The organism is Sphingomonas sp. RB1R13, from assembly GCF_036663775.1.
Taxonomy (GTDB): Bacteria; Pseudomonadota; Alphaproteobacteria; order Sphingomonadales; family Sphingomonadaceae; genus Sphingomicrobium.
On sequence record NZ_JAXOJM010000004.1, the window covers coordinates 197,422 to 219,712 of the forward strand.

General features: G+C 64.4%; 21 protein-coding genes. 14 read left to right on the forward strand and 7 right to left on the reverse strand.

Annotation, left to right across the window (positions count from 1 at the left end):
• Positions 1 to 2 precede the first annotated feature (2 nt).
• Positions 3 to 1,166 carry an aromatic ring-hydroxylating oxygenase subunit alpha gene (locus U1700_RS13505; RefSeq protein WP_332753202.1) on the forward strand — a complete coding sequence of 388 codons (1,164 nt, stop codon included), beginning with the start codon at positions 3 to 5 and terminating at the stop codon, positions 1,164 to 1,166.
• Here U1700_RS13505 and U1700_RS13510 read toward each other — a convergent pair.
• Positions 1,114 to 2,424, reverse strand: coding sequence for an APC family permease (locus U1700_RS13510; protein ID WP_332753203.1), 1,311 nt, complete (start codon positions 2,422 to 2,424; stop codon positions 1,114 to 1,116). The two genes, U1700_RS13505 and U1700_RS13510, sit on opposite strands and share 53 nt — an antisense overlap.
• 94 nt (positions 2,425 to 2,518) lie before the next feature.
• On the opposite strand from U1700_RS13510, the gene fabD reads away from it, so the two are divergent.
• Together fabD and fabG are read left to right on the forward strand one after the other, a co-directional pair.
• Positions 2,519 to 3,457: an ACP S-malonyltransferase gene (fabD, locus tag U1700_RS13515; RefSeq protein ID WP_332753204.1), complete on the forward strand. Its 939-nt coding sequence runs from the start codon at positions 2,519 to 2,521 to the stop codon at positions 3,455 to 3,457.
• The gene (gene fabG, locus U1700_RS13520) at positions 3,457 to 4,197 is read left to right on the forward strand and encodes a 3-oxoacyl-[acyl-carrier-protein] reductase (protein WP_332753343.1); all 741 of its coding nucleotides are present in this window, start codon (positions 3,457 to 3,459) and stop codon (positions 4,195 to 4,197) included. The genes fabD and fabG overlap by 1 nt, the downstream gene beginning before the upstream one ends.
• Here fabG and U1700_RS13525 read toward each other — a convergent pair.
• A complete protein-coding gene (locus tag U1700_RS13525; RefSeq protein WP_332753205.1) occupies positions 4,151 to 5,353 on the reverse strand; it encodes a glycosyltransferase family 87 protein in 1,203 nt (400 codons plus the stop codon). The genes fabG and U1700_RS13525 overlap by 47 nt on opposite strands.
• 153 nt (positions 5,354 to 5,506) lie before the next feature.
• On the opposite strand from U1700_RS13525, the gene dnaK reads away from it, so the two are divergent.
• Both dnaK and dnaJ read left to right on the forward strand, forming a co-directional pair.
• Complete coding sequence (gene dnaK / locus U1700_RS13530; protein ID WP_332753206.1) at positions 5,507 to 7,441, forward strand: molecular chaperone DnaK; 1,935 nt, start codon at positions 5,507 to 5,509, stop codon at positions 7,439 to 7,441.
• A 57-nt stretch (positions 7,442 to 7,498) separates the two neighbouring features.
• Positions 7,499 to 8,623, forward strand: a complete 1,125-nt coding sequence (gene dnaJ / locus U1700_RS13535; protein ID WP_332753207.1) for a molecular chaperone DnaJ — start codon at positions 7,499 to 7,501, stop codon at positions 8,621 to 8,623.
• Here dnaJ and U1700_RS13540 read toward each other — a convergent pair.
• The 4 genes from U1700_RS13540 to radC all read right to left on the reverse strand — a co-directional run bounded on the left by U1700_RS13540 (position 8,620) and on the right by radC (position 14,019).
• Entirely contained in the window at positions 8,620 to 11,229 is a 2,610-nt protein-coding gene (locus tag U1700_RS13540; RefSeq protein ID WP_332753208.1) for an HWE histidine kinase domain-containing protein, read from the reverse strand. The genes dnaJ and U1700_RS13540 overlap by 4 nt on opposite strands.
• On the reverse strand, positions 11,226 to 11,756 hold the full coding sequence (locus U1700_RS13545; RefSeq protein WP_332753209.1) for a biliverdin-producing heme oxygenase: 531 nt from the start codon (positions 11,754 to 11,756) through the stop codon (positions 11,226 to 11,228). Before U1700_RS13545 ends, U1700_RS13540 begins: the two co-directional genes overlap by 4 nt.
• Positions 11,753 to 13,078, reverse strand: coding sequence for an adenylosuccinate lyase (purB, locus tag U1700_RS13550; RefSeq protein ID WP_332753210.1), 1,326 nt, complete (start codon positions 13,076 to 13,078; stop codon positions 11,753 to 11,755). Before purB ends, U1700_RS13545 begins: the two co-directional genes overlap by 4 nt.
• A gap of 260 nt (positions 13,079 to 13,338) precedes the next feature.
• Entirely contained in the window at positions 13,339 to 14,019 is a 681-nt protein-coding gene (radC, locus tag U1700_RS13555) for a RadC family protein (protein ID WP_332753211.1), read from the reverse strand.
• Positions 14,020 to 14,108: 89 nt separating this feature from the next.
• Between radC and U1700_RS13560 the strand changes: the two genes are divergently transcribed.
• Genes U1700_RS13560 through U1700_RS13570 form a run of 3 tightly spaced genes read left to right on the forward strand, consistent with a single transcriptional unit; the run spans position 14,109 to position 17,952 of the window.
• Positions 14,109 to 17,336 (forward strand): intermembrane phospholipid transport protein YdbH family protein, encoded by a 3,228-nt coding sequence (locus tag U1700_RS13560; protein ID WP_332753212.1) that lies wholly within the window; start codon positions 14,109 to 14,111, stop codon positions 17,334 to 17,336.
• Positions 17,337 to 17,347: 11 nt separating this feature from the next.
• Positions 17,348 to 17,578 (forward strand): YnbE family lipoprotein, encoded by a 231-nt coding sequence (locus U1700_RS13565; RefSeq protein WP_332753213.1) that lies wholly within the window; start codon positions 17,348 to 17,350, stop codon positions 17,576 to 17,578.
• A complete protein-coding gene (locus tag U1700_RS13570; RefSeq protein ID WP_332753214.1) occupies positions 17,575 to 17,952 on the forward strand; it encodes a DUF1318 domain-containing protein in 378 nt (125 codons plus the stop codon). Before U1700_RS13565 ends, U1700_RS13570 begins: the two co-directional genes overlap by 4 nt.
• Here U1700_RS13570 and U1700_RS13575 read toward each other — a convergent pair.
• Positions 17,940 to 18,632: a hypothetical protein gene (locus U1700_RS13575; protein WP_332753215.1), complete on the reverse strand. Its 693-nt coding sequence runs from the start codon at positions 18,630 to 18,632 to the stop codon at positions 17,940 to 17,942. The genes U1700_RS13570 and U1700_RS13575 overlap by 13 nt on opposite strands.
• A 170-nt stretch (positions 18,633 to 18,802) precedes the next feature.
• On the opposite strand from U1700_RS13575, the gene U1700_RS13580 reads away from it, so the two are divergent.
• From U1700_RS13580 to U1700_RS13605, 6 genes are all read left to right on the forward strand, one after another.
• Entirely contained in the window at positions 18,803 to 19,117 is a 315-nt protein-coding gene (locus U1700_RS13580) for an AtpZ/AtpI family protein (protein WP_332753216.1), read from the forward strand.
• Positions 19,118 to 19,154: 37 nt separating this feature from the next.
• The gene (locus U1700_RS13585) at positions 19,155 to 19,943 is read left to right on the forward strand and encodes a F0F1 ATP synthase subunit A (protein ID WP_332753217.1); all 789 of its coding nucleotides are present in this window, start codon (positions 19,155 to 19,157) and stop codon (positions 19,941 to 19,943) included.
• Between the two features lie 21 nt (positions 19,944 to 19,964).
• A complete protein-coding gene (locus U1700_RS13590) occupies positions 19,965 to 20,192 on the forward strand; it encodes a F0F1 ATP synthase subunit C (RefSeq protein ID WP_332753218.1) in 228 nt (75 codons plus the stop codon).
• A 39-nt stretch (positions 20,193 to 20,231) separates the two neighbouring features.
• Positions 20,232 to 20,726 (forward strand): F0F1 ATP synthase subunit B family protein, encoded by a 495-nt coding sequence (locus tag U1700_RS13595; RefSeq protein ID WP_332753219.1) that lies wholly within the window; start codon positions 20,232 to 20,234, stop codon positions 20,724 to 20,726.
• Positions 20,719 to 21,255 (forward strand): F0F1 ATP synthase subunit B family protein, encoded by a 537-nt coding sequence (locus U1700_RS13600; protein ID WP_332753220.1) that lies wholly within the window; start codon positions 20,719 to 20,721, stop codon positions 21,253 to 21,255. Before U1700_RS13595 ends, U1700_RS13600 begins: the two co-directional genes overlap by 8 nt.
• Before the next feature lie 103 nt (positions 21,256 to 21,358).
• On the forward strand, positions 21,359 to 22,156 hold the full coding sequence (locus U1700_RS13605) for a SapC family protein (protein WP_332753221.1): 798 nt from the start codon (positions 21,359 to 21,361) through the stop codon (positions 22,154 to 22,156).
• Positions 22,157 to 22,291 lie beyond the last annotated feature (135 nt).

Here is a 22,291-nt window from a genome sequence, read left to right on the forward strand (position 1 = left end):
CTATGGCCACTACGCTCCACTCCGTCGCTGACGCCCCCGATCCGCTTGACGGCATGAGCCTGCCGGGGTGGCTGTATCATGACGAGCATTTCTTCGCAGCCGAGCGCGAGGCCTTCCTTCGTGCCGCGCCGCAGGTGGTTTGCCACGACAGCGAAATCCCCGCGCCGGGAGACTGGCGCACGCTCGATTATCTGGGCGAGAGCATCATCGTCATCCGCGGCGACGACGGGGTGGCGCGGGCGTTCGCCAATGTCTGCCGCCATCGCGGGTCACGGCTGGTCGATGGCGAGGCGGGGTGCGCGGTGCGATTGACCTGTCCCTATCACGCGTGGACTTATGGCAAGGACGGGCGGCTGATCGGGGTGCCCCAGCGTAGCGAATATCCCGGGCTCGACCCGGCGACGCTCGGGCTGATCCCGGTTGCGCTTGAGCAGTGGCGCGGCTTCCTGTTCGTGACGCTCGAGCCCGGGGCGCCGTCAGTGGCTGAAATGATGGCCCCGCACGAGGCCGAAATTGCGCCCTATCGGTTCGAGGAACTGCGCCCCATTGGCCGGCTGACGCTCCGCCCACGCGACCTCAACTGGAAGACGATTGCCGACAATTATTCCGACGGTCTGCACATTCCCGTCGGGCATCCCGGGCTGACACGGCTGTTCGGGCGGGGTTACCGGATCGAGGCTGGCGAGCATGTCGACCGGATGGAGGGCGACCTGGTCGAGGGGGAGAGCGCCAATCCGTCCGAGCGGGCTTATCAGAAGATGTTGCCTCAGGTCGCGCACCTGCCCGTCTCGCACCGCCGCAAGTGGCTGTATTTCAAGCTTTTCCCCAATGTCGCGTTCGACATTTATCCCGATCAGGTCGACTTCATGCAATTTCTTCCGGTTTCGGGAACGAAGACCGTGATCCGCGAGATCAGCTATGCGCTGCCCGACAGCAGGCGCGAGATGACCGCCGCGCGCTATCTCAACTGGCGGATCAACCGCCGGGTCAACGCCGAGGATACCGAGCTGATCGCGCGGGTCCAGGCGGGGATGGAGAGCCCGGCCTATGTCGCGGGGCCGCTGGGGACGAGTGAAGTCTGCCTTAGAAGTTTCGCGCAAAAGTTGCGGGGGCTTATTCCGGAAGCGCGGCTGGGACGGTCACCGTGGACGACCGCCCTACGCTAAGCGCGCGCACGACCGCTCGCAACACCACTCCGATTGCGAGCAGGACGAGGCACCATAGATCGGCTTCGAGTCCGGTGCCGTAGGCAGCGAAGGCGATGAAGAGGATGCCTACCGCAATGATCGCCCGAGCTCCCCGCCCGGGCGCAAGCTTCCACGCCGCGAGCGAACCGACGAGGTAGACGACGATCACGGCCGCAGTCGATAACAGGATGATGAAGGTAAACAGGCTGGCGGTGGAGCGGCTGCTGTTGGCGAGCAGCAGCAGGATCGTCAGCCCCGATCCGACCAACTGCGCCACGATCGGCGTATTTGTTCCCCGGGTCACGGCCATGACCTTCGGCAGGTCGCCACGCAGCGCCATCGCGTAGCCAAGCTCGCCCGTGCCCAGCATCAAGCCGTTGAGACAGCCGATCGCGGCGACGGCGATGCCCAGTGCTGCAAGCGATGCCGCGCCGCGGCCCCACTGCGCGGCCAGCGCGTCGGCGAACGGGGCAGGGGAGCTTGCCACCAGATCAGCCGGCAGGAGGAGCTGGATGCTGGCTCCGGCAGCGAGATAGAGCAGGACGACGAAGGCGGTGCCGCCGATCAACGCACGCGGTATCGTCCTGCCCGGGTCACGGACCTTGCCGACCGGGGCGGTCGCCGCCTCGAACCCGGTAAATGCGAAGAACGTCAGCGCCGAGGCGCCAGCGATATTGGCGAAATTGACCGGCAAAGGTGCCAGCATTTCATAACTGCCGCCCCCCGCCCCGCGCGCCAGGAAGAGCCAGATGACTGCCAACAGCGGCAGCAGCTTGATAAGGACTGTGACCACGCCGAAGCGCCCCGACGCTCGAACCCCCATCGCGTTGACCGCAGTGATGAGGACGATGCTGGCGATCGAGAGCGGCACGATCATTGCCTGACCGCCGAAAGCGGGACTGATGAACACCAGCGCCGACACCGTCCCGATCGCCACTGACGCCTGGGCGGTCCAGTTCGACACCCAGAAGGCGAAGGCGACGAGGAAGGCGGTGGTTGGCCCGAACTCGCGCTCGACATTGGCCTGGATGCCGTCGCCGCCAAGTTTCGACAGCTGGGCCAGCGCATAGGCGATGCACAGCACTCCGATACCGCTGACGACCCACCCAATTAGGGCATTGCGTCCGAGCGGGGCGAGGCTGACCGGCAGCATGAAGATGCCCGCGCCGATGATCGTTCCGACGACCAACGCGCTGGTCATCCAGATGCCCATCATGCCGTCGTGCCGGTCGACCATATGTCCCCCCTTGCAAGGAGTCTCACGAACGGTCGGTCTTGGCAATCGCGGGCGGCGGTTCTAGGCCGCGCGGGTCATTCCAATGGGGTAATATATGCGCGCATTTCTATTTCCGGGCCAGGGCAGCCAGGCGGTCGGCATGGGCGCCGCGCTCGCCGAAGCCAGTCGCACCGCGCGCGATACGTTCGACCTCGTTGACGAGGCGCTGGAGCAGAATCTCGCCCGGTTGATGCGCGACGGGCCCGAAGATGAGCTGAAACTGACCGAAAATGCCCAGCCGGCGATCATGGCGCATGCGCTGGCGGTGTACCGATTGCTGACGATCGATTGCGGGATTGACCTGGGCAAGTCGGCACAGGTCGCGGCGGGGCACAGCCTTGGCGAATATTCGGCACTGTGTGCGGCGGGGGCGATCGACCTGGCGACGACTGCCAAGCTGCTGCGCACGCGCGGGCTGGCGATGCAGGCGGCGGTCCCGGTCGGCGAAGGCGCGATGGCCGCGCTGTTGGGCACTGACCTGGAACTGGCGCGGCGGATTGCCGAGGCTGCGGCCGAGGGCGACGTGTGCGAAGTCGCCAACGACAATGATCCCGGCCAGGTCGTCATCTCGGGATCGTTCAAGGCGATCATGCGCGCGATCGATATCGCCAAGGGGATGGGCGCCAAGCGCGCGATCCAGCTGCCAGTGTCGGCGCCGTTCCACTGCTCGCTGATGCAGCCTGCCGCCGATGCTATGGAGACGGCGCTCGGCGCGACGACCATCGCCCGCCCGGCGGTGCCGATCTACTGCAATGTCACCGCCGCACCCGAAAGCGATCCCGATCACCTGCGTGCCAATCTTGTGGCCCAAGTTACCGGCATGGTCCGTTGGCGCGAGACGATCGCGGCAATGGCCGAGGCCGGGGTCGAGGAATTCGTCGAGCTTGGCGGCAAGGTTCTCGGCCCGATGGTCAGGCGCATTGCCCCCGACATGCGCGTGACCAGCGTTGTGACGATCGACGATATCGAAGCGCTGGCGAAGGAGATCGCATGATGTTCGACCTCACGGGGATGACCGCGCTGGTGACCGGCGCGAGCGGTGGGCTGGGATCGTCGATCGCCAGGGCGCTGGCGGAGCAGGGCGCGCGCCTCGCGCTGTCGGGAAGCAATGAGGCCAAGCTTGCTTCCTTCCGCGACACCCTCAGCGGCGATCATGTCGCCTTGCCGTGCAACCTGTCCGACGGCGGTGCGGTCGATGCATTGGTGCCGGCGGCGGTCGAGGCGCTCGGCGGCAAGCTCGACATCCTCGTCAACAATGCCGGGGTGACGCGCGACAATCTCCTGATGCGGATGAAGGACGACGAATTTGACGAAGTCATCGCGATCAACCTCAACGCCGCCTTCCGCCTGATGCGCGCCGCCGCCCGCCCGATGATGAAGGCACGGTTCGGGCGGATCGTCTCGATCACCTCGGTCGTTGGAAAGACGGGCAACCCGGGCCAGGCGAATTATGTGGCGTCGAAGGCCGGGCTCGAGGGGATGACCAAGGCGGTCGCGCAGGAACTCGCCAGCCGGGGCATCACCGCCAACTGCGTCGCGCCCGGGTTCATGACCTCGGCCATGACCGAAACGCTCAACGATGCGCAGAAAGCCGCGATCCTCGGGCGCATCCCGTCCGGCGCGATGGGCACAGGCGATGATATCGGCGCTGCGGTTGCTTATCTGGCCAGCCGCGAGGCAGGCTATGTCACGGGGCAGACGCTGCACGTGAACGGCGGAATGGCGATGCCGTGACACCGGCGCGGGCAAGGACCAGCCAGGTCAGCAGCAGGGTCGCCGGTGGCCCCAGCGGGAGAAGCAAATTGCCCGCCGCGGCGCGGCTGAACCACGGCGCTACCCAGATGAACGCGATGGCGCTGCACTCGTAACGTCGAAAACCGTCGCGCGCGCACAAAGCATAGAGGAACACCGCGCCAAGCCCGATCGTCGCCATGTCATAGTCCATGAAATAGGGCGTCGACAGGCCGACCGCTGCGCAGACCGAGGCATTGCGCACCGCGGGGTCGGCTTTTGCGCACCGCCAGATGGTGAACAGGCCAAGCACCAGCCCGATCGCCTGGACGACATAGCCGAACTGGATTGACCCGCCCCACAGGCGGATTACCGAAAACAGGCTTGCGCTCTTGTCGAAGCCCGACGTACCTTGCTCCATCCAGTAGCGCCCGTTAGCAAGGCCGCCGGGAAACGCAGCCCAGCTGTCTATGCCCCAGATCATTGCCGACAGGCCGATTAGTGCGGCAGTAGTGACGATCGCAGCGGCAATGGCGCGCCAGTTGCGTTCGATGAGCAGCAGCGGGGCGATGCCGATCCCCAATTGCGGTTTATAAGTTAGCACGCCGAAAATTCCGCCTGCGACGGCTGGCCTTCGGTCGAGCATCAGCAGGCCGGCGCCAAGTAGCCCGGCCGACAGGAACGCATTCTGGCCGCCGCCGAGCACCATCGGGGTCAAGGGTGACGCCAGGGCGATCATCACGGCACGCCGGTTCGGGAGGATCGCCGCAAGGACCAGCCCGATCGCGACCAGTCCGATCACATACCAAAGCAACAGCGCGAGCAAATAAGGCAAGCGCGCGAGCGGGCTGGCGATGAACAGGAAGGTCGGTGGATAGATCCACGCCATCGGGTAATTGGCGCCGTTCACGGAACGCACGCTGGCATTGATGACGTCGGGATTATAGGCGCTGGCAGGATGGCCGGCATTGGCAACGCGCCCGGCATTGTAAAAGGCGGTGAAATCGCGGCCGATTGGCTCACCGAAGGGATCGACAGATCCGTGCCCACCCAGCCACCAGATCGCCAGCATGGCGATGCCGGCGAGTGCGCTGATCCGCGCGACGGCCGTGACTCGCTCATCGGTCAGCCACCGTCCCGAAGCCACCGCATTCATCATCGAGCGTCCCGCGTCTATCTGTTGGAGAAGATGTCGCCAGCCTAACAACGGCGCCAACCTTGTCCACTCGATTTCGCCCCCTATATCGCCATCATAATCAATTCGCTGGGATGCCCGCGGGGTGGCCCGCACGGGGTATAGAGGAACTAAAGCATGGCAAAAGTGATCGGGATCGATCTGGGTACGACCAACAGCTGCGTTGCAGTGATGGAGGGCGGCAAGCCCAAGGTCATCGAGAATTCGGAAGGTGCGCGCACCACGCCGTCGGTTGTCGCCTTCACCAAGGACGGTGAGCGACTGATCGGCCAGCCCGCCAAGCGACAGTCGGTGACCAATCCCGACAATACCATCTTCGCAGTCAAGCGGCTGATCGGCCGCCGCTTCGACGATCCGATCACCAAGAAGGACACCGAGCTGGTTCCTTACAAGATTGTCAAGGGCCAGAATGGCGATGCCTGGGTCCAGGCGGGCGGCAAGGATTATTCGCCTTCACAGGTCAGTGCCTTCACCCTGCAGAAGATGAAGGAAACCGCCGAGGCCTATCTCGGCGAGACCGTCACCCAGGCGGTGATCACCGTTCCGGCCTATTTCAACGATGCCCAGCGCCAGGCGACCAAGGACGCTGGCCAGATCGCCGGCCTCGAAGTGCTGCGCATCATCAACGAGCCAACGGCGGCCGCTCTTGCCTATGGCCTCGACAAGAACGATGGCAAGACGATTGCGGTCTATGACCTTGGCGGCGGCACGTTCGACGTGTCGGTGCTCGAGATTGGCGACGGCGTGTTCGAAGTGAAGTCGACCAACGGCGACACGTTCCTCGGCGGCGAGGATTTCGATGCCAAGATTGTCGAATACCTTGCCGACAAGTTCAAGGCCAAGGAAGGCATCGACCTCAAGACCGATCGGCTGGCGTTGCAGCGGCTCAAGGAAGCCGCCGAGAAGGCCAAGATCGAATTGAGCTCGGCGCAGACAACCGAGATCAACCAGCCGTTCATCACCGCGCGGATGGAGGGTGGCCAGACCACCCCGCTCCATCTCGTCGAGACGATCACGCGCTCGGACCTTGAGAAGCTGGTAGCCGACCTGATCACCCGCACCCTCGATCCGTGCAAGAAGGCATTGAAAGACGCCGGTCTCGACGCGAGCGGGATCGACGAAGTCGTGCTGGTCGGCGGCATGACCCGCATGCCCCGCGTCCGCGAAATCGTGAAGGAATTCTTCGGCAAGGAGCCCCACACGGGCGTCAATCCCGATGAAGTTGTGGCGATGGGCGCGGCCATCCAGGCGGGCGTGCTGCAGGGCGACGTCAAGGACGTGCTGCTGCTTGACGTCACGCCGCTATCACTCGGCATCGAGACGCTGGGCGGGGTTTTCACCCGGATGATCGACCGGAATACGACCATCCCGACCAAGAAGTCGCAAACCTTCTCGACCGCCGACGACAATCAGAATGCCGTCACCATCCGCGTCTTCCAGGGCGAACGCGAGATGGCGGCCGACAACAAGGTACTCGGCCAGTTCGACCTCGTCGGCATCCCGCCGGCGCCGCGCGGCGTGCCCCAGATCGAGGTCACGTTCGACATCGACGCCAACGGCATCGTCAACGTCTCGGCCAAGGACAAGGGCACTGGTAAGGAACAGCAGATCCGCATTCAGGCGTCGGGCGGGCTGAAGGACGACGACATCGAAAAGATGGTCAAGGAGGCCGAGCAGTTTGCTGAGGACGACAAGAAGCGTCGCGCGGCGGCCGAGGCCAAGAATCAGGCCGAAAGCCTGATCCATTCAACCGAGGCGCAGCTCAAGGAGCATGGCGACAAGGTGTCGGCTGAAATCCGGACCGAGATCGAAACGGCCCTGACCGAAGCCAAGGCTGCGGTCGAAGGCGGCGATGCCGAGGCGATGACAGCCAAGACCGAAGCGCTCACGCAGGCGGCGATGAAGCTCGGTCAGGCAATCTATGAGCAAAGCCAGGCGGCCCCGGGCGATGCCGGCGCCGGTTCGGCCGACGCCACTGCCGAGGCCAAGCCTGCAGAAGACGATGTTGTCGACGCCGAATTTTCGGAAGTCGATGAAGAGCCCAAGGCCTGATCATGATGGGTGGTGTCGTTCCGGCGGGGTCCGGGACGACACTGCGGGGAAGAAGTCATGGTTGACGATTATTACGAGCTGCTCGAGGTCGAGCGGACCGCCGACGACAAGACGATCAAGGCCAGCTATCGCCGCCTGGCGATGGACTGTCATCCCGATCGGCATGGCGGCTGCACCGATAAGGAAGAGCGTTTCAAGGCGATCAGCGAGGCTTATGACTGCCTCAAGGATCCGCAGAAACGCGCTGCCTATGACCGCTTTGGCAAGGCTGCCTTCCAGAATGGTGGCCCCGGCGCGGGTGGATTCGGCGGCGGTGACGGCGCTGGTTTCGAGGGCTTCTCCGACATTTTCTCGTCGATCTTCGGCGAATTCACTGATCCGCGTGCCCAGCGCGCCAACGCCGCGCGTGGTGCCGACCTTCGCTATGACCTCGAGCTGAGCCTCGAGGAGGCGTTCGCCGGGATCGAGAAGACGCTGACGATCGAGGCGCTCGCGAAGTGCGATCCGTGCGCGGGGCGCGGGTCGACCAGCCATGCTGCGGCGCAAACCTGTCCGACCTGCGGCGGCGCGGGCAAGGTCCGTGCGCAGCAGGGCTTCTTCGTCGTCGAGCGCGGCTGCGCGCAATGCCAGGGATCAGGCCAGATCGTCGCCAATCCCTGCCCCGCCTGTTCGGGCGAAGGGCGCGCCCTCAAGCAGCGCAAGATTTCGGTCAATATCCCCGCAGGAGTCGATGACGGCACCCGCATCCGCGTCGCGGGCGAGGGCGAGGCGGGCATCCGCGGGGCACCGGGCGGCGACCTTTACCTGTTCATCCACATGAAGCGGCATGCCTATTTCAGCCGCGAGGGCACGACGCTCATCACCGAATGCCCGGTCAGTTTCACTACCGCCGCGCTGGGCGGGACGATTGAGGTTCCCGGGGTCGACGGCGCGCGGATCGAGATCAAGATCCCGACCGGAATTCAGTCGGGCGAGATGCTTCGTCAGCGCGGTGCGGGGATGAGCGTACTTAACGCGCGTGGTCGCGGTGACCTTGTCACGCGGATCCTGGTCGAAACTCCGACCAAGATGACCAAGGAACAGCGCGCCATCCTCGAACAGTTTCGAAGCACCGAGACCGGCGACGAATGCCCCGCGAGCCGCAGCTTCTTCGGCCGCATCAAGGAATATTTCGAAGGCTAGGCCGGTTGCCTGTTTAATCCGTCGTTCGCCTTGCTGCCACCCCTTGCAAGCGTGACAAGCTCGGGCAGGCGCCGTGCCAGGCTTGCCATCGTATAGGGCTTCTGAAGGACGATCCGGTTGCGGTGCGCTTCGGGCAAGACCATTTGCTTGCCATAGCCCGTGGCGAACATGAACGGGATCTCGGCCTCTGCAAGGGCATCGGCGATGGCGAAGCTGTCATGGTTACCGAGGTTGATGTCGAGGATCGCGATGTCTGGCGGGTCGGTGTGGATTGCACTGATCGCATCGCTGACATTCCCCTCGGTCATGACGGCGCGAGCGCCCAGTCGGCGGAGTATGTCCTCGGCATCAAGCGCGATGATCAGGCTGTCCTCGACCAGCAGCAGCCGCAGACCGGTCAAGGCGTCCTCGGGTACCGGATGAATATCGGACGCCTCACGAGGTTCGGGATTCGACCGAATTTTCGCGTCGCGCGGATCGCTCAGATGTCGCTCGGGGATCATGAACATTGCGGTGAGTCCGTCAGGCGCAAATTCCAGCCGGGCCGTGCCGCCAAGGTCGTAAGGCACCGATTGCTCGATAATCGTCGTCCCGAATCCCTTGCGTGTCGGCAGTCCGACGCGAGGTCCGCCGCTTTCTGCCCATCCAAGTTCAAGGTCGCGGTCGGCGTTCCGGTGCCAACTGATCCTGACCCGGCCGCCGTCCGACAGGCTGCCATATTTGGCCGAATTTGTGACAAGCTCGTGCATGACCAAGGCGATGCTCGAATAGGCTTGCGGGTTGAGGAGGATCGGCTCGCCGTCGGTTTCGACCTGGCGACGCCGGTCGACCACGAACATCGCTGCCTCGGCATCGATCAATGTCTGCAGCGGGGCCGGCCCCCAGCGATCGTCGGTGATCTGGTTGTGCGCGCGGGCGAGGGCATGGATCCGCCCGTCGATCATCGCCACGAATTCTTCCAGACTGGTGCCCTCTGGTGGCTTGGACTGGCGAATCAGCCCGCGGATAAGGCTCAATATATTGCGCACCCGATGATTGAGTTCGGCAATCAGCAATTCCTGGCGCTCGCTCGCCAGTCGCCGTTCTTCGCTCGCTTCATCCGACAGGCGCAGGACGATTTCGATGAGCGTCGCCCGGAGGGTCTCGGCGACACGCAGGTCGGATGAGTTGAATGGATCGGACTGTCCCTCGACCAGTTGCTTCCACTCGGCGAAGCTTTCGCGCGGAGTCAGGCGCGAACCGTTGGGCCCCTCCTCGACCGGTTTGCGCGGGTCACCGCCCCAGCGCACCGCGTGGATCATCTCCGACCGGAACAGGATGATGTAGTCGCGCGGAGTGCGCGATATCGGGATCGCGAGCATTCCCGCTGCCGCGCCGGCGTGATCGACCGCCGTTGGCACCAGGCGCGCGATACGGTCGGTTGCAAAGGCGCGTCCTGCCGAAGCTCCATTGAGCGCGCGCACGATCTTGGCGAAACCCGCGCTGTCTGGCGTCTTGCCGGCAAATGCATGGTTTCCGTTGATCCACACTCCCAGTCCGTCCGCCGGGATCGCGCGGGTCAGGATTTCCAGCAGCCAGTCCGGATCATTGAGCAGGGTTTCGTCGGATGCGACCGCCCCGAGCAGTTGATCGGAGATGTCTCGAGCGCGTCGCTCATATTCGACGATTTCCTTGCGCTCGCGGACCTCGAGCCGCATCGCGAACATTTGCGCGAACAGCTCGGCGACCGAACGACGCTCGAAGCTTGGGCAGCGCGGCGAATAATGGTGGCAGGCGACAAGGCCCCACAGTTCGCCCTCGACGATGATCGAAATCGACATCGACGCGCGCACGCCCATGTTGCGCAGATATTCGATGTGGATTGGCGAGACGGAGCGGAGCACCGACAGCGACAGGTCGAGCGGCTGGCCATGCTCGTCGAGCGTTGGCACGATTGACACCGGGGCTGCCTCGATATCGGTGATTACGCGAAGCAGGCTGCGCTTGTACAGCTCGCGTGCCTGGCGCGGAATGTCGGTCGGCGGGTAATGAAGCCCCAGGAAGCTGCCGATCCCGCTGCGCGCGCTTTCCGCCACGACCTCGCCCGATCCGTCGGGAGCAAAGCGGTAGATCATCACCCGGTCAAACCCGGTCAGCGCGCGGACCTGGCGGGCACCTTCGTTGAAAAAGGCGGGCATGTCGTGCGCGGTGTCGAGCCGCCCGATCATTCCGCGGATGGTACCGGTGGCGTCGCCATAATGTTGTTCAGTCGACGGCTCGGCCTCGACGATCACCCGTCCCTCGCTCATGTGCAATGCGATGTCGAACACCCGCTGGTCGCCGAGCAGCGCACACCGGAACAGCCGCTCGATCGCGTCGCTGCCGCGCAGCAGCGCCAGCCGGTTGCGAAGCGAATGGACCGCGTCGGGAGAGAATAGCGTGTTGATGTGATGGCCGAGCAGCTCGTCGATCGGCTTGCCGACAAACTGTTCGACGTTGGCCGACACGCGGCTGATCATCCAGTCGCTCGACAACGCGACAAGGAAACCGACCGGCTGGATCGCGCCGAGCTGGTGGATCGGCTCGCGGTCGCAGTTGGTCAGGTCGACCGCGGGTTGTTCGCTCACGCCTTGTCCTTTGCGGCCCACTCGAAGAGGCCGAAGCTGTCGATCGCTGCCGCGATGGCGGCGTCAAGTCGTTGGCGGGAATAAAGCAACTGATCGAGGCTCGCAACAAAGCAGGCCCAGCGACCGGACGATTGCGACGCCGAAAGAAACGCCGTCGGCAGACCTGCCGACACGCCACGACGAAGCACCGCGCCGCCCAGCCGCGATCCTTCCAGCACGTACAGCCCGCCGATCGCCTGCTCGTCACTGGCAAAGCGTGGGGCGGGCAGGGGCGGGGGAGCAGTGAGGCCAAGCTGACGCAAGTCGTCGGCCAGCAGCGGTGCGCGGCGATGCTCGTCAAAGTCGGGGATCAGCGCGCCCGCGCCAGCGTCGGCCAACGCCTGCTCGAGCGGGCCGAGCGCAGCGGCGTGGCGCTGGAGGAAGTTTCCATAGGAAGTCGCGTCAGTCAGATCATGGGCAGCGAAGGCGGCATCGACCCGGTCATGGGCGTCGCTCGTCGCCGCCTTGAGGGCAGTTCTTGCGCTCAAGCCGGACTTCCGAACACGCGTTCGAAGATCTGGTCGACGCGTTTGAGATGATAGCCAAGGTCGAACAACTCCTCGAGCTCGGCGGGCGGGATGCGCGATGTCACTTCGGGATCGTCCTTGAGCAGCTGGAGCAGCGACAGCTGGCCGTCGGCGTCCCATACCTTCATCGCGTTGCGCTGGACCAGCGAATAGCTGTCCTCGCGGCTGACGCCGGCCTGGGTGAGCGCGAGGAGCACCCGCTGGGAATGGATCAGCCCGCCCATCCGGTCGAGGTTGTTCTGCATCCGCTCCGGATAAACCAGCAGCTTGTCGACCACCCCGGTCAGCCGGGCGAGCGCGAAATCGAGCGTCACCGTCGCGTCGGGACCGATGTAGCGCTCGACCGACGAGTGCGAAATATCGCGCTCATGCCACAGCGCGACATTCTCCAGCGCGGGCACGACCGCCGAGCGGACGACCCGCGCGAGGCCAGTCAGATTTTCGGTCAGCACCGGGTTGCGCTTGTGCGGCATGGCCGACGAGCCCTTTTGCCCGGGCGCGAAATATTCCTCGGCCTCAAGCACTTCGGTCCGCTGGAGGTGGCGGATCTCGACCGCCAGCCGCTCGACCGACGAGGCAATCACGCCCAATGTCGCGAAGAACATCGCATGGCGGTCGCGCGGGATGACCTGCGTGCTGGTCGGCTCGATTTCGAGACCCAGCTCGCTTGCGACATGCGCCTCGACCCGGGGATCGATATTGGCGAAGGTGCCGACTGCCCCCGAAATGGCGCACGTCGCGATATCCTTGCGCGCCGCGACGAGGCGTTCGCGATTGCGGGCGAACTCGGCATAAGCCTGCGCCAGCTTTAGCCCGAAGGTCACCGGCTCGGCGTGGATGCCATGGCTGCGGCCGATCGTCGGGGTCATTTTATGCTCGAAGGCGCGGCGCTTGAGGACTGCCAGCAGCTCGTCGAGATCGGCGAGGAGGATATCGGCTGCCTGGGTCAGCTGGACCGACAGGCTGGTATCGAGCACGTCGGAGCTGGTCATTCCCTGGTGCAGCCAGCGCGATTCGGGGCCCATCTTTTGTCCGGCCCAGGTCAGGAAGGCGATCACGTCATGTTTGGTTACCGCCTCGATCGCGTCGATCGCCGGAACGTCGATGTCGCCCAGCACATTGGCATCGTAAGCGGCACGGATGGTGCGTGCGTCCTCGGCCGGGATGGCACCAAGCTCGCCCATCGCCTCGGCGGCAAAAACTTCGATCGCAAACCAGATGCGATATCGGTTTTCGGATGACCAGATGGCGGTCATGGCGGGGCGGGAATAGCGGCTGATCATGGCCGCGCGGCTAGCAGGGGTGGGGCCAAGGGGCGAGTCTTTGTTGGCTTAAGAGTCTTTGTTGGCTCGCCGGTCGCTGCCGCTCGCTCGCCTGTCGCTGCGCTCGCTCGCGGGCGAATGTTCACACATGTTCGCGCTCGTGACGATGTTTTCAGGACCGAATGCTTCGCGCAGGAAGTGGTTCGAACAGAGAGTTTGAAAGAGCCGATCCGGTACTCTCACACTTGGCCTTATGTAGGACAGCTTTTTCTGTCCGGTGGTCAGATCAGCCCGAGCGCGCGCATGCTCGAGCGGCCCTGCGCGCCGACGATGACATGGTCGTGGACCGCGATCTTCATGTGCCGCCCGGCCTCGATCAGCTCCTTGGTCAGGATGATATCCTGCCGGCTGGGGGAGGGGTCGCCGCTGGGGTGATTATGGACGATGATGATCGCGGTCGCCCCCAGCGCGATGGCCCGCGCAATGATTTCACGAACATGGACCGACGCCTCGTCGACCGATCCGGTCCACAGGCTTTCGTTGGCGATCAGCAGATTCTTGGCGTTGAGGAACAGTACTCGCACTTCCTCGATAGGCTGGTGACCCATCGCAGCCTGGAGATAATCGCCAAGCGCTTCCCAGCTCGACAGCAAGGGCCGCCCCTCGATCCGCGTCTCGAGCAGGCGGAGCGCGGTCGCCTCGGCAATTTTCAGCGCGCCGATGATCCCCTCGCTCAGCCCCTCGCGACGGAGCGTCTCGGGCGCTGCGCCGAGCAATGGCCCGATCCCGCCGAACTGCGCGATCAGTTTTTTCGCCATCGGCTTGGTGTCGCGTCGCGGCACCGCCAGTGTCAGCAGATATTCAACCAGCTCGTGATCGAGCAGCGCACCGTCTCGCCCCTCGAACAGGCGTTGGCGGAGGCGCGCGCGGTGACCGCCGTTGCCCGAATCTCCTTCAGCCATCGTCATTGCCGCTTTTCACCGCTTGCCAGCCCCGGTTCATGTCGTCCACGGAACGGCGAGGCGAGGGCTTTGTTTAGGAAACAATGGACGTGCGCGAAGGCGAAATCGACGGGGCTGGAGCGCGCGAAACGGTTGTCGTGCGTCGCCGCCGTGCGGGCCGCGCACTTGCGCTGTTCGTGGCGGGGATCCTGGGGCTGTTCCTGATCGCGCTGTTCGGCGTGTGGCTGGCGCGCAAGCCGATTGCCACCAACATCCTGTCGCGCGAACTGTCGCGGCGCGGGGTGCAGGCAACTTACCACCTCGACCGGGTCGGGCTGAGAACGCAGCGCATCAGCAATCTCGTCATCGGCAATCCGGCGCATCCGGACCTAACCGCAAAGATGGCGCAGGTCGAGATGCGGATATTGCTGAGCGGCAAGGTGGAGGTGTTTCGCGTCGTTGCGCGGGGGGTGCGCCTGCGCGGCCAGCTGGTCGGCGACAAGGTCAGCTGGGGCGAGGTCGACAAGCTGTTGCCAGCACCGAGCAACAGCAAGGCACCGTTTAAATTCCCCGACGTTGCCGTCGACGTTGCCGATTCGACGATCGCGCTGCGCACGCCGTTCGGCCCGCTCGGCTTTGCGGTCGCGGGCAAGGGTAATCTCACTGGCGGGTTCAAGGGCAATCTGGCGGTCGCGGGGCCCCGCATCGCCTTTGGCCGCTGTGCGATCAACGCGATGCATGCATCGATGCAGGTCGAGATCGTCAAGCGACGGCCCCACGTCATCGGTCCGCTGAGCGCACAGAATTTCGCCTGCCCGCAAAGCAATTTGTCGATCGCCGCGCCGCGACTCGATCTCGACAGCGATTTTTCCGAAAGCTTTGGCAGTTTTGACGGGAAGGGTCGGCTGGCGACCCCGGTATTGATCGCCGGCGCCAACGGGCTTGCCAATCTTGTCGCAAATATCGGCTTCAAGGGCACGCCGGCGCTTGCCGTCGGTACGGTCGATCTTGGTGCCCAACGGGCCCGGCTCGGCCAGATTTATGCTGATGGTACTCGCCTCAACGGCCGCTATCGCCTGGCTGCGGGCAAGGGCGACATCGCGCTGGTTGCCGATTACGCGACCAGTCACGCCGCGCTTCCTGCCTCGATGACGGCGTCGATCACGGGTCCGCTTGCCGCTGCCGCCAAGTCCCCGATCGGGCCGATCACGAGCAATATCGCCACCGCCATTTCCCGCGCCACGGGCGGCTTTGCTGCCAATGGCTCGCTGCGGCTGGTCAACTATACCGGCGGCGGCGCGGTCAGGATCGAAAGCGCCGACGCGCGCGGGCCCAATGGCACCCGCATCCGCGTCGGCGGCCGTGACGGCGTCACCTATTACTGGCCCAGCGGCAAGATCCGCATCGACAGCCTGATCGAGACGTCGGGGGGCGGGCTTCCCGAGGGGCGGATCGACCTCCACCAGCCGCGCGGCGGCGGCCCGACGAGCGGCGAAGCACGATTTGCGACCTATAAGTTTGGGGGTTCACGGTTGGCGATGGACCCGTTGCGGTTTGTCGCGGCGGCCGACGGATCGACCCGGATCACCACCACCGCGTTACTCGACGGCCCATTCAGCGGCGGCCGCGTGACGGGCCTGCGGGTGCCCATCGACGGCACGCTCGGCGGGCCTGGCGGGCTGTCGTTCGGCGCCGCTTGCCTGGATACGCGGTTCGAGACGCTGACGATCGGCGCGATGAAGCTGGGCGCGGCGCGAGTGCCGCTGTGCCCGCTCGGGCGCCCGATCCTCAGCCAGCGCCCGGGCGGCCCGCTGATGGTGGCGGCGGGCACCCAGAAGCTCCGGCTTGCCGGGCGTCTCGGCTCGTCCCCGGTGCAGATCGTCGCCGACCGCGCGCGGCTGCTGACCAGCCAGACGTTCGACGCCAACGGGCTGGCGATGCGGCTTGGCAATCCTGCCGCGCCGGTGCTGATCAACGCGAAGCAGCTCGACGGCCGCTTCACGCCAGCCGGGATCGCGGGGCGTTTTGCCGGCGGGGGCGGGACGATCGGCAATATTCCGCTCGCCATGTCCGATGCGGCCGGCAAGTGGAGCTTCGCCAAGGCGCTGACCGTCGACGGCGCGCTGACCGTTTCCGACCGGTCGGAGAAGGTCAAATTCTACCCGCTGGCGGCGCGAGGCGTCCATTTCGTGCTGGCCGGGGACCGCATCACCACTACTGGCGCGCTCCACAATCCGGCGTCGGGCGCGCTCGTTATCAATGTCGATATCCTGCACTTGCTGGCATCGGGCAAGGGCCATGCCGTCCTTGACGTCCCCGGACTGCGCTTCGCCACCAGCGGACTTCAGCCCGACCAGGTTACCCCGCTGACCGAAGGCGTCATCGCTTTGGTCGACGGGACGGTGCGCGGGCAGGGGCGGATCAACTGGAGCGGCACCGAGGTCACCTCGACCGGCGATTTTTCGACCGACGGCACCGATCTCGCCGCCGCGTTCGGCCCGGTTACCGGCTTGGCCGGGACGATCCACTTTACCGACCTCCTCGCGCTCGAGACGGCGCCGGGGCAGACGGTCACGCTGGCCACGGTGAACCCCGGCATCCTGGTCGAGAACGGGACGCTTCATTATCAGCTGCTGACCGGCCAGCTGGTCAAGATCGAGGACGGCAACTGGCCGTTCATGGGGGGTCGCCTGCTCCTTCGCGAGACAATCCTCAACCTCGGTCGCCCGACGCCCAAGCGGCTGACGTTCGCGGTCGACGGGCTTGACGCGAACATCCTGATTACCAGTTTCGGGTTCAAGGAAATCGGCGCCGACGGGCTGTTCGACGGCGTCCTGCCGATGATCTTCGACGAGAATGGCGGGCGGATCGTCGGCGGGCGGCTTGACAGCCGGGCCCCCGGCGGCGCGCTGCGCTACAATGGCATTGTCAACAAGGCCAACCTCGGCCTGTTCGGCGGGATCGCCTTCAATGCGCTGCGCGATTTGCGCTTCAAGAGCATGATCGTGCGGCTCGACGGCGATCTGGCGGGGGAATTTGGAACCCGGCTGATCGTCGACGAAGTGGCGCTCGGCAACAATAATACCCAGCGCTTCATCCGCCGTGTCCTGCGCAAGCTGCCGTTCAAGTTCAACGTTTCGATCAAGGGCCCCTTCCGCGCGCTGATCGGCACGGCCAAGAGCTTCAAGGACCCGCGTGCGACGATCCACGACGCACTGCCCGAGCCGCTCGGCAATTTGCCGGACAATGCCGTCACGATCACCACCGACGACAGCGCGAAGCAGACCCAGACCCCGGTCAAGGACGAGGTCACCATGACCAAAAAGAACGAAAAATGAGGAGCGTGAACATGGCAGGACTCAAGGCCCGGCTCGCGCTGGGGGTGGCGGCGCTGCTGCCGCTGGGCGGGTGTATCTCGGTCAAGACGCCCGAGAAACCGATCGAGATCAACCTCAACGTCGACATCAAGCAGGAGGTAGCGGTCAAGCTTCAGCGAGACGTCGATGCGCTGATCAAGTCCAACCCCGAGGCATTCCCGAAGGCCGCGCCGTCGACGCTCGGCAAGAAGCCCGCGCAATGACCGCGGTGGCGCTGCTGGCGGCGGCGCTGCTCGCGACCGCAGGACCCGCCGCGGCGCAAATGCCTGCGGGGCAGGCAGTTGCCGAGGCGAAGGCGCGCGGTGTCGTGGGGGAGCGCTACGACGGCTATATCGGCCTCGTCGCTGACACCGGCCCGATGCTCCGCCACCAGGTCCAGTCGATCAACATCCTGCGCCGCTCGATCTACTCGCGCTTCGCCATCGCGCGCAGCGTCACTCCAGCCGATGTCGGGATCACCGCCGGTTGTCAGCTGCTAGCGACTGTCGGGGTTGGTGAACGCTATTATGCTCCCGACAACAGCTGGCACAAGCGCCATCCCGGCGAGCCCGCCCCGGTCCCCGACTATTGCCGGTAAATCTCGAAGTCGCGCTGCATGCTCTGCTCAAGCGCAGACATTAGGCTGGACGAAACGGGCAAGGTGATGACGTAGGCCCCTTCTGCGTAGCTACCGGCAACGTAAGGATCGGCTTCAATTTTGATCCGGTCGAACCGCCCATTGTGGTCGCGATCGATCAGCGACCACGTCAAATCATCATCCTTCGGACAATTATTAGGCCAATCGCCCGTTGGAGAGGGGCCGTCTCGACGTCGATCGCGCGCCGCTCTCAGAGCTAAGCAATAGTGATGCTTGAGGTTGGTGGGGATGGCACTTGCACTGAAGAGGTTGGCAAATTTGACCGGGGTGTTGGAAGAGCGGTCCCAGATCAGAGCGAGTGATCCACTGTTGCCATGTGCCCCGCCGCTCAGCACCGCATAGCTGAACGTCTCGGACAACAGCCTCGAGGAAGCGCCTTGGCTCTTCCAGATCCCTTTGAAATAATGCTGTCGGAAGTCGGGCCCCGAATCCTGCTGATCCTGTTGAGCATAGGCCAGTCGACGACGATGTTCCTTCGTTTCGAGCTTTTGTAGATGCGCTTTAAGCCGTGGCCCTCCTGCCAAGCTGGCCGGCCAGGAATAGCTGAAATCAAGGTACCTATCTTCGCGATGGATATTGTATGGTGCGGCTGAAGCCAAGGCGATAAGGGCAATTAGCATTATGCATAGATAGCGCATTCCAGTGCTCGGAGAAATGCGCGCTGGTTGACACTCCACACCCCTTTTTCTAAAGGGACCGCGCCTTGGCGGGCTTGGACGCCGCCATGTTTCTTGCCCTTCGCATTGCGCTTCCCCGGAAGGGCGGCGCACAACCGGAGCGACACAGGATCATGGCTGCTGACGAACCCGGGCAGGACTTGTCGTCACCTCAGGATGCACGGCTCGATTCGCTCGAAGAGCGGCTCGCGCGGGCGCAACATGAGGAAGCGAAGAGGACCGGTCGGGCGCCGGTGTCGGATGCCAACGAGCAGCTCGGCAATCGCGTCCTGTCGACCCTCATCGGCGGTCTTGTCGGCGGCTCGTTGATCGGGTGGGTACTCGATCGCGTGTTCGGCACCGGGCATGTGCTCCTGATTGTCTTCCTGGTGCTGGGCATCGTCGGAAGCTTCTGGAGCATCATCAAGATGTCGAGCCGGCAACCATGAGGGTGCCGGCAGTTCGGGCTAAAAGGAAGACGCGCACGTGACGGCCCAGGCTGGCAAGATCGATCCGATGCACCAGTTCATGGTCGAACCCTTGTTCGGCCGGACTTGGGAAGTTGCGGGCCATTCGCTCGCCTTCACCAACTCGGCGGCGTGGATGGCGGCAACCCTGCTCGCGGTGTGGCTGTTCATGCTCGGCGGTCTGAAGCGCGAACTCGTGCCGGGTCGTTGGCAGATGGCGGTCGAGGGTTTCACCGGTTTCATCACCGGCATGATGGACGCCAATATCGGTCCCGAGGGGCGCAAATATGTGCCCTACGTCTTCTCGCTGTTCATGTTCATCCTGTTCGCCAACATCCTTGGCCTGCTGCCGACGGCGTTGTTCGGGGTCCATCCGTTCGCGGTCACCAGCCATCTAACAGTCACCGGCGTGCTCGCGATTGCGACGTTCCTGATCGTGCTGATCGTCGGCTTCTGGCGTCACGGGTTCCACTTTTTCTCGCTGTTCGTTCCGCATGGCGTGAACTGGGTGATGGCCATCATCCTGTTTCCGATCGAGCTGATCTCGTTCATGATGCGTCCGTTCAGCCTTGCGCTGCGGCTGTTCGTCGCGATGACCGCAGGTCACGTGCTGATGGAAGTGCTGGCGAGCTTCGTCGTCAGCGGCGCCAACACCGGGAGCATCGTCCTTGGTCCGCTGATCGTCATTCCCAGTTTCGTCCTGATGCTCGGCATCACCGTGCTCGAACTGCTGGTCGCGGCGATTCAGGCCTATGTCTTTGCTCTGCTCACGTCACTCTATCTCAACGACGCCATCAACCTTCACTAATTTCAAACGGGAGTTAATTTCATGGACGCTTCTTCTGCAGCCCTCATCGGCGCCGGTCTTGCTGCAATCGGTGCCGGTATGGCCGCGCTCGGCGTGGGCAATGTCTTTGGCTCGTTCCTCGAGGGCGCGCTTCGCAATCCGGCTGCCGCGGATGGTCAGCAAGGGCGCTTGTTCATCGGTTTCGCCGCCGCCGAACTGCTCGGCCTGCTCGCCTTCCTGATCGCCATCCTGCTTTATCTGAAGGCCTAGTCCGCCCGACGATCTGCAACCGAAAGTCCGGCCGTTCCGATGCCTCAGTTCGATCAAATCTCTGAAATCTACGCATCGCAGCTGTTGTGGCTGGCGATCTTCTTTGGCGTGATCTTCTTCGTCATCGGCCGCGGGATGCTTCCCAAGGTGATGTCGACGGTCGATGCGCGCGATGCAAAGATCGCGGCCGACCTCAAGGGTGCGGAGGGGGCTCGCGCCGCCGCCGACGCGCTTGAGGAAGAGTATCGCCTCGAGATGGACAAGAGCCGCGCCGAATCGGCCGGTCTCTCCAATGATGCCAAGGCCAGCGCGGCCAAGGCGTCGGAGGCCCAGCTCGGGGAGGCGGACAAGGCGATTGGGATAAAGCTCGACGCCGCCATGGCCGGGATCGCCACCGCGCGTGCGTCGGCCTTGGCCGAAATCGAGGGCGTTGCCGCCTCGGCGGTTCAGGAACTGGCCGCCAAGGTCGCCGGCCTGACGGTCGACGACGCCTCCGCCCGCGCCGCCGTCGCCAAGGAACTGGTCCGTGGTTGAACAACTCGCCGCCGCCGGGCACGAAGCCGCCGCCGAACCGGCGATTTTCGGTGTGTTGGCCGCTCCGTCGATCGTCGCGCTGGCGATGGTCGTCGTGATCGTGATCATGTTGTGGAAAAAGGTCCCTAGCGCGATCGGCAAGTCGCTCGACGCGAAGATTGCAGAAATCCGTTCGCAGCTTGCCGAGGCCGAAGCGCTGCGCAAGGACGCCGAGGCGCTCAAGGCCGAATATGAGGCCAAGGCCAAGGCCGCGCATCTTGATGCTGCAGCGATGGTCGACCGTGCCCATCACGAGGCCGAGGCGATCGTCGCCAAGGCGCGCGACGACGCGACCCAGCTGATCGGCCGCCGCCAGAAAATGGCCGAGGACAAGATCGCTTCCGAGGAGCGTTCGGCCATCGCCGAGCTTCGCGCCACCACGGCCCGCGCCGCTGCCGCTGCTGCCGGTCGCCTGATTGCCGAGCGGCACGACGCCGCGTCGGACAAGGCGCTCGTCGACCAGGCGATTACCGGACTCGGCGCCCGTTAGGCTGGCCTTGCTTGCCTCGCGAAAGCGGGATCTCTAAAGCCCCATTTCTTTGGCGCGCGTCCCGAGACTGTTTCGAGCCGCCGCCACCCCAGGAGACGATAACATGGCGAGCCAAGCGCCCAGTAATCCACTGCCCCTGCTGTATAATGACCTCCAGCCGGTCAATTTGCAGCAGCATGGCGACAAAAAGCTCGTCCAGATCGAAAACGCGCCGCACATTGCGCAGGCGCACGCCATCCCGGTCACGGTCGACGAGTTCGCCTTGCTCCAGCGCACCTATCCGATCGTCTTCTCGGTTGGCGACAATTCGGTGCCGCTGGCGCTGATGGGGCTCAATGAGGGGGTCAACACTTTCCTTGATGACAAGGGCATGCTGACCGAGCCGGTTTACCTGCCGGCCTACTTGCGTCGCTACCCCTTCCTGCTAGCCCAGCTGACCCCCGACAGTGACGAACTGTCACTGTGCGTCGACCCGACGTCGGGCGTCATCGGCGAGGCGTCGGCCGAGGGCGATGCGATCTTCGACGGCGACCAGCCGAGCGAGAAGGTCAAGGCGATCCTCGATTTCTGCGAGCAGTTCGAGGCCGCCGGCCAGCGCACCGCCGCCTTCATGGCGGAGCTCGAGAAGTCGGGCCTGCTGATGGACGGCGAAGTCGCGATCCAGCCCGACAACAGCGACCAGCCGTTCATCTATCGCGGTTTCCGCATGATCGATGAAGAGAAGCTGCGCGACATGCGCGGCGACGAGCTGCGCAAGATGAACCAGAGCGGCATGCTTCCGCTGATCTTCGCGCACCTCTTCAGCCTGGCGCAGATCCGCGATATTTTCGGTCGGCAGGTAGCGCAGGGCAAGGGCCCGGTTGCTGGCGAACAGGCCGCCGACGCGATGGTCGACGCCTGAGCCGAGCAACTTCGGCGACAGGCCGACTAAAACTTTGACGGCGGCGGGTTGACCGCGCCGCCGTCAGTCCCCATCTGGTGCTGGCGTCGGACGCACTTGGCGGGCTCCCCCTTCCCCAAGTCTCGTTCGAAGCCG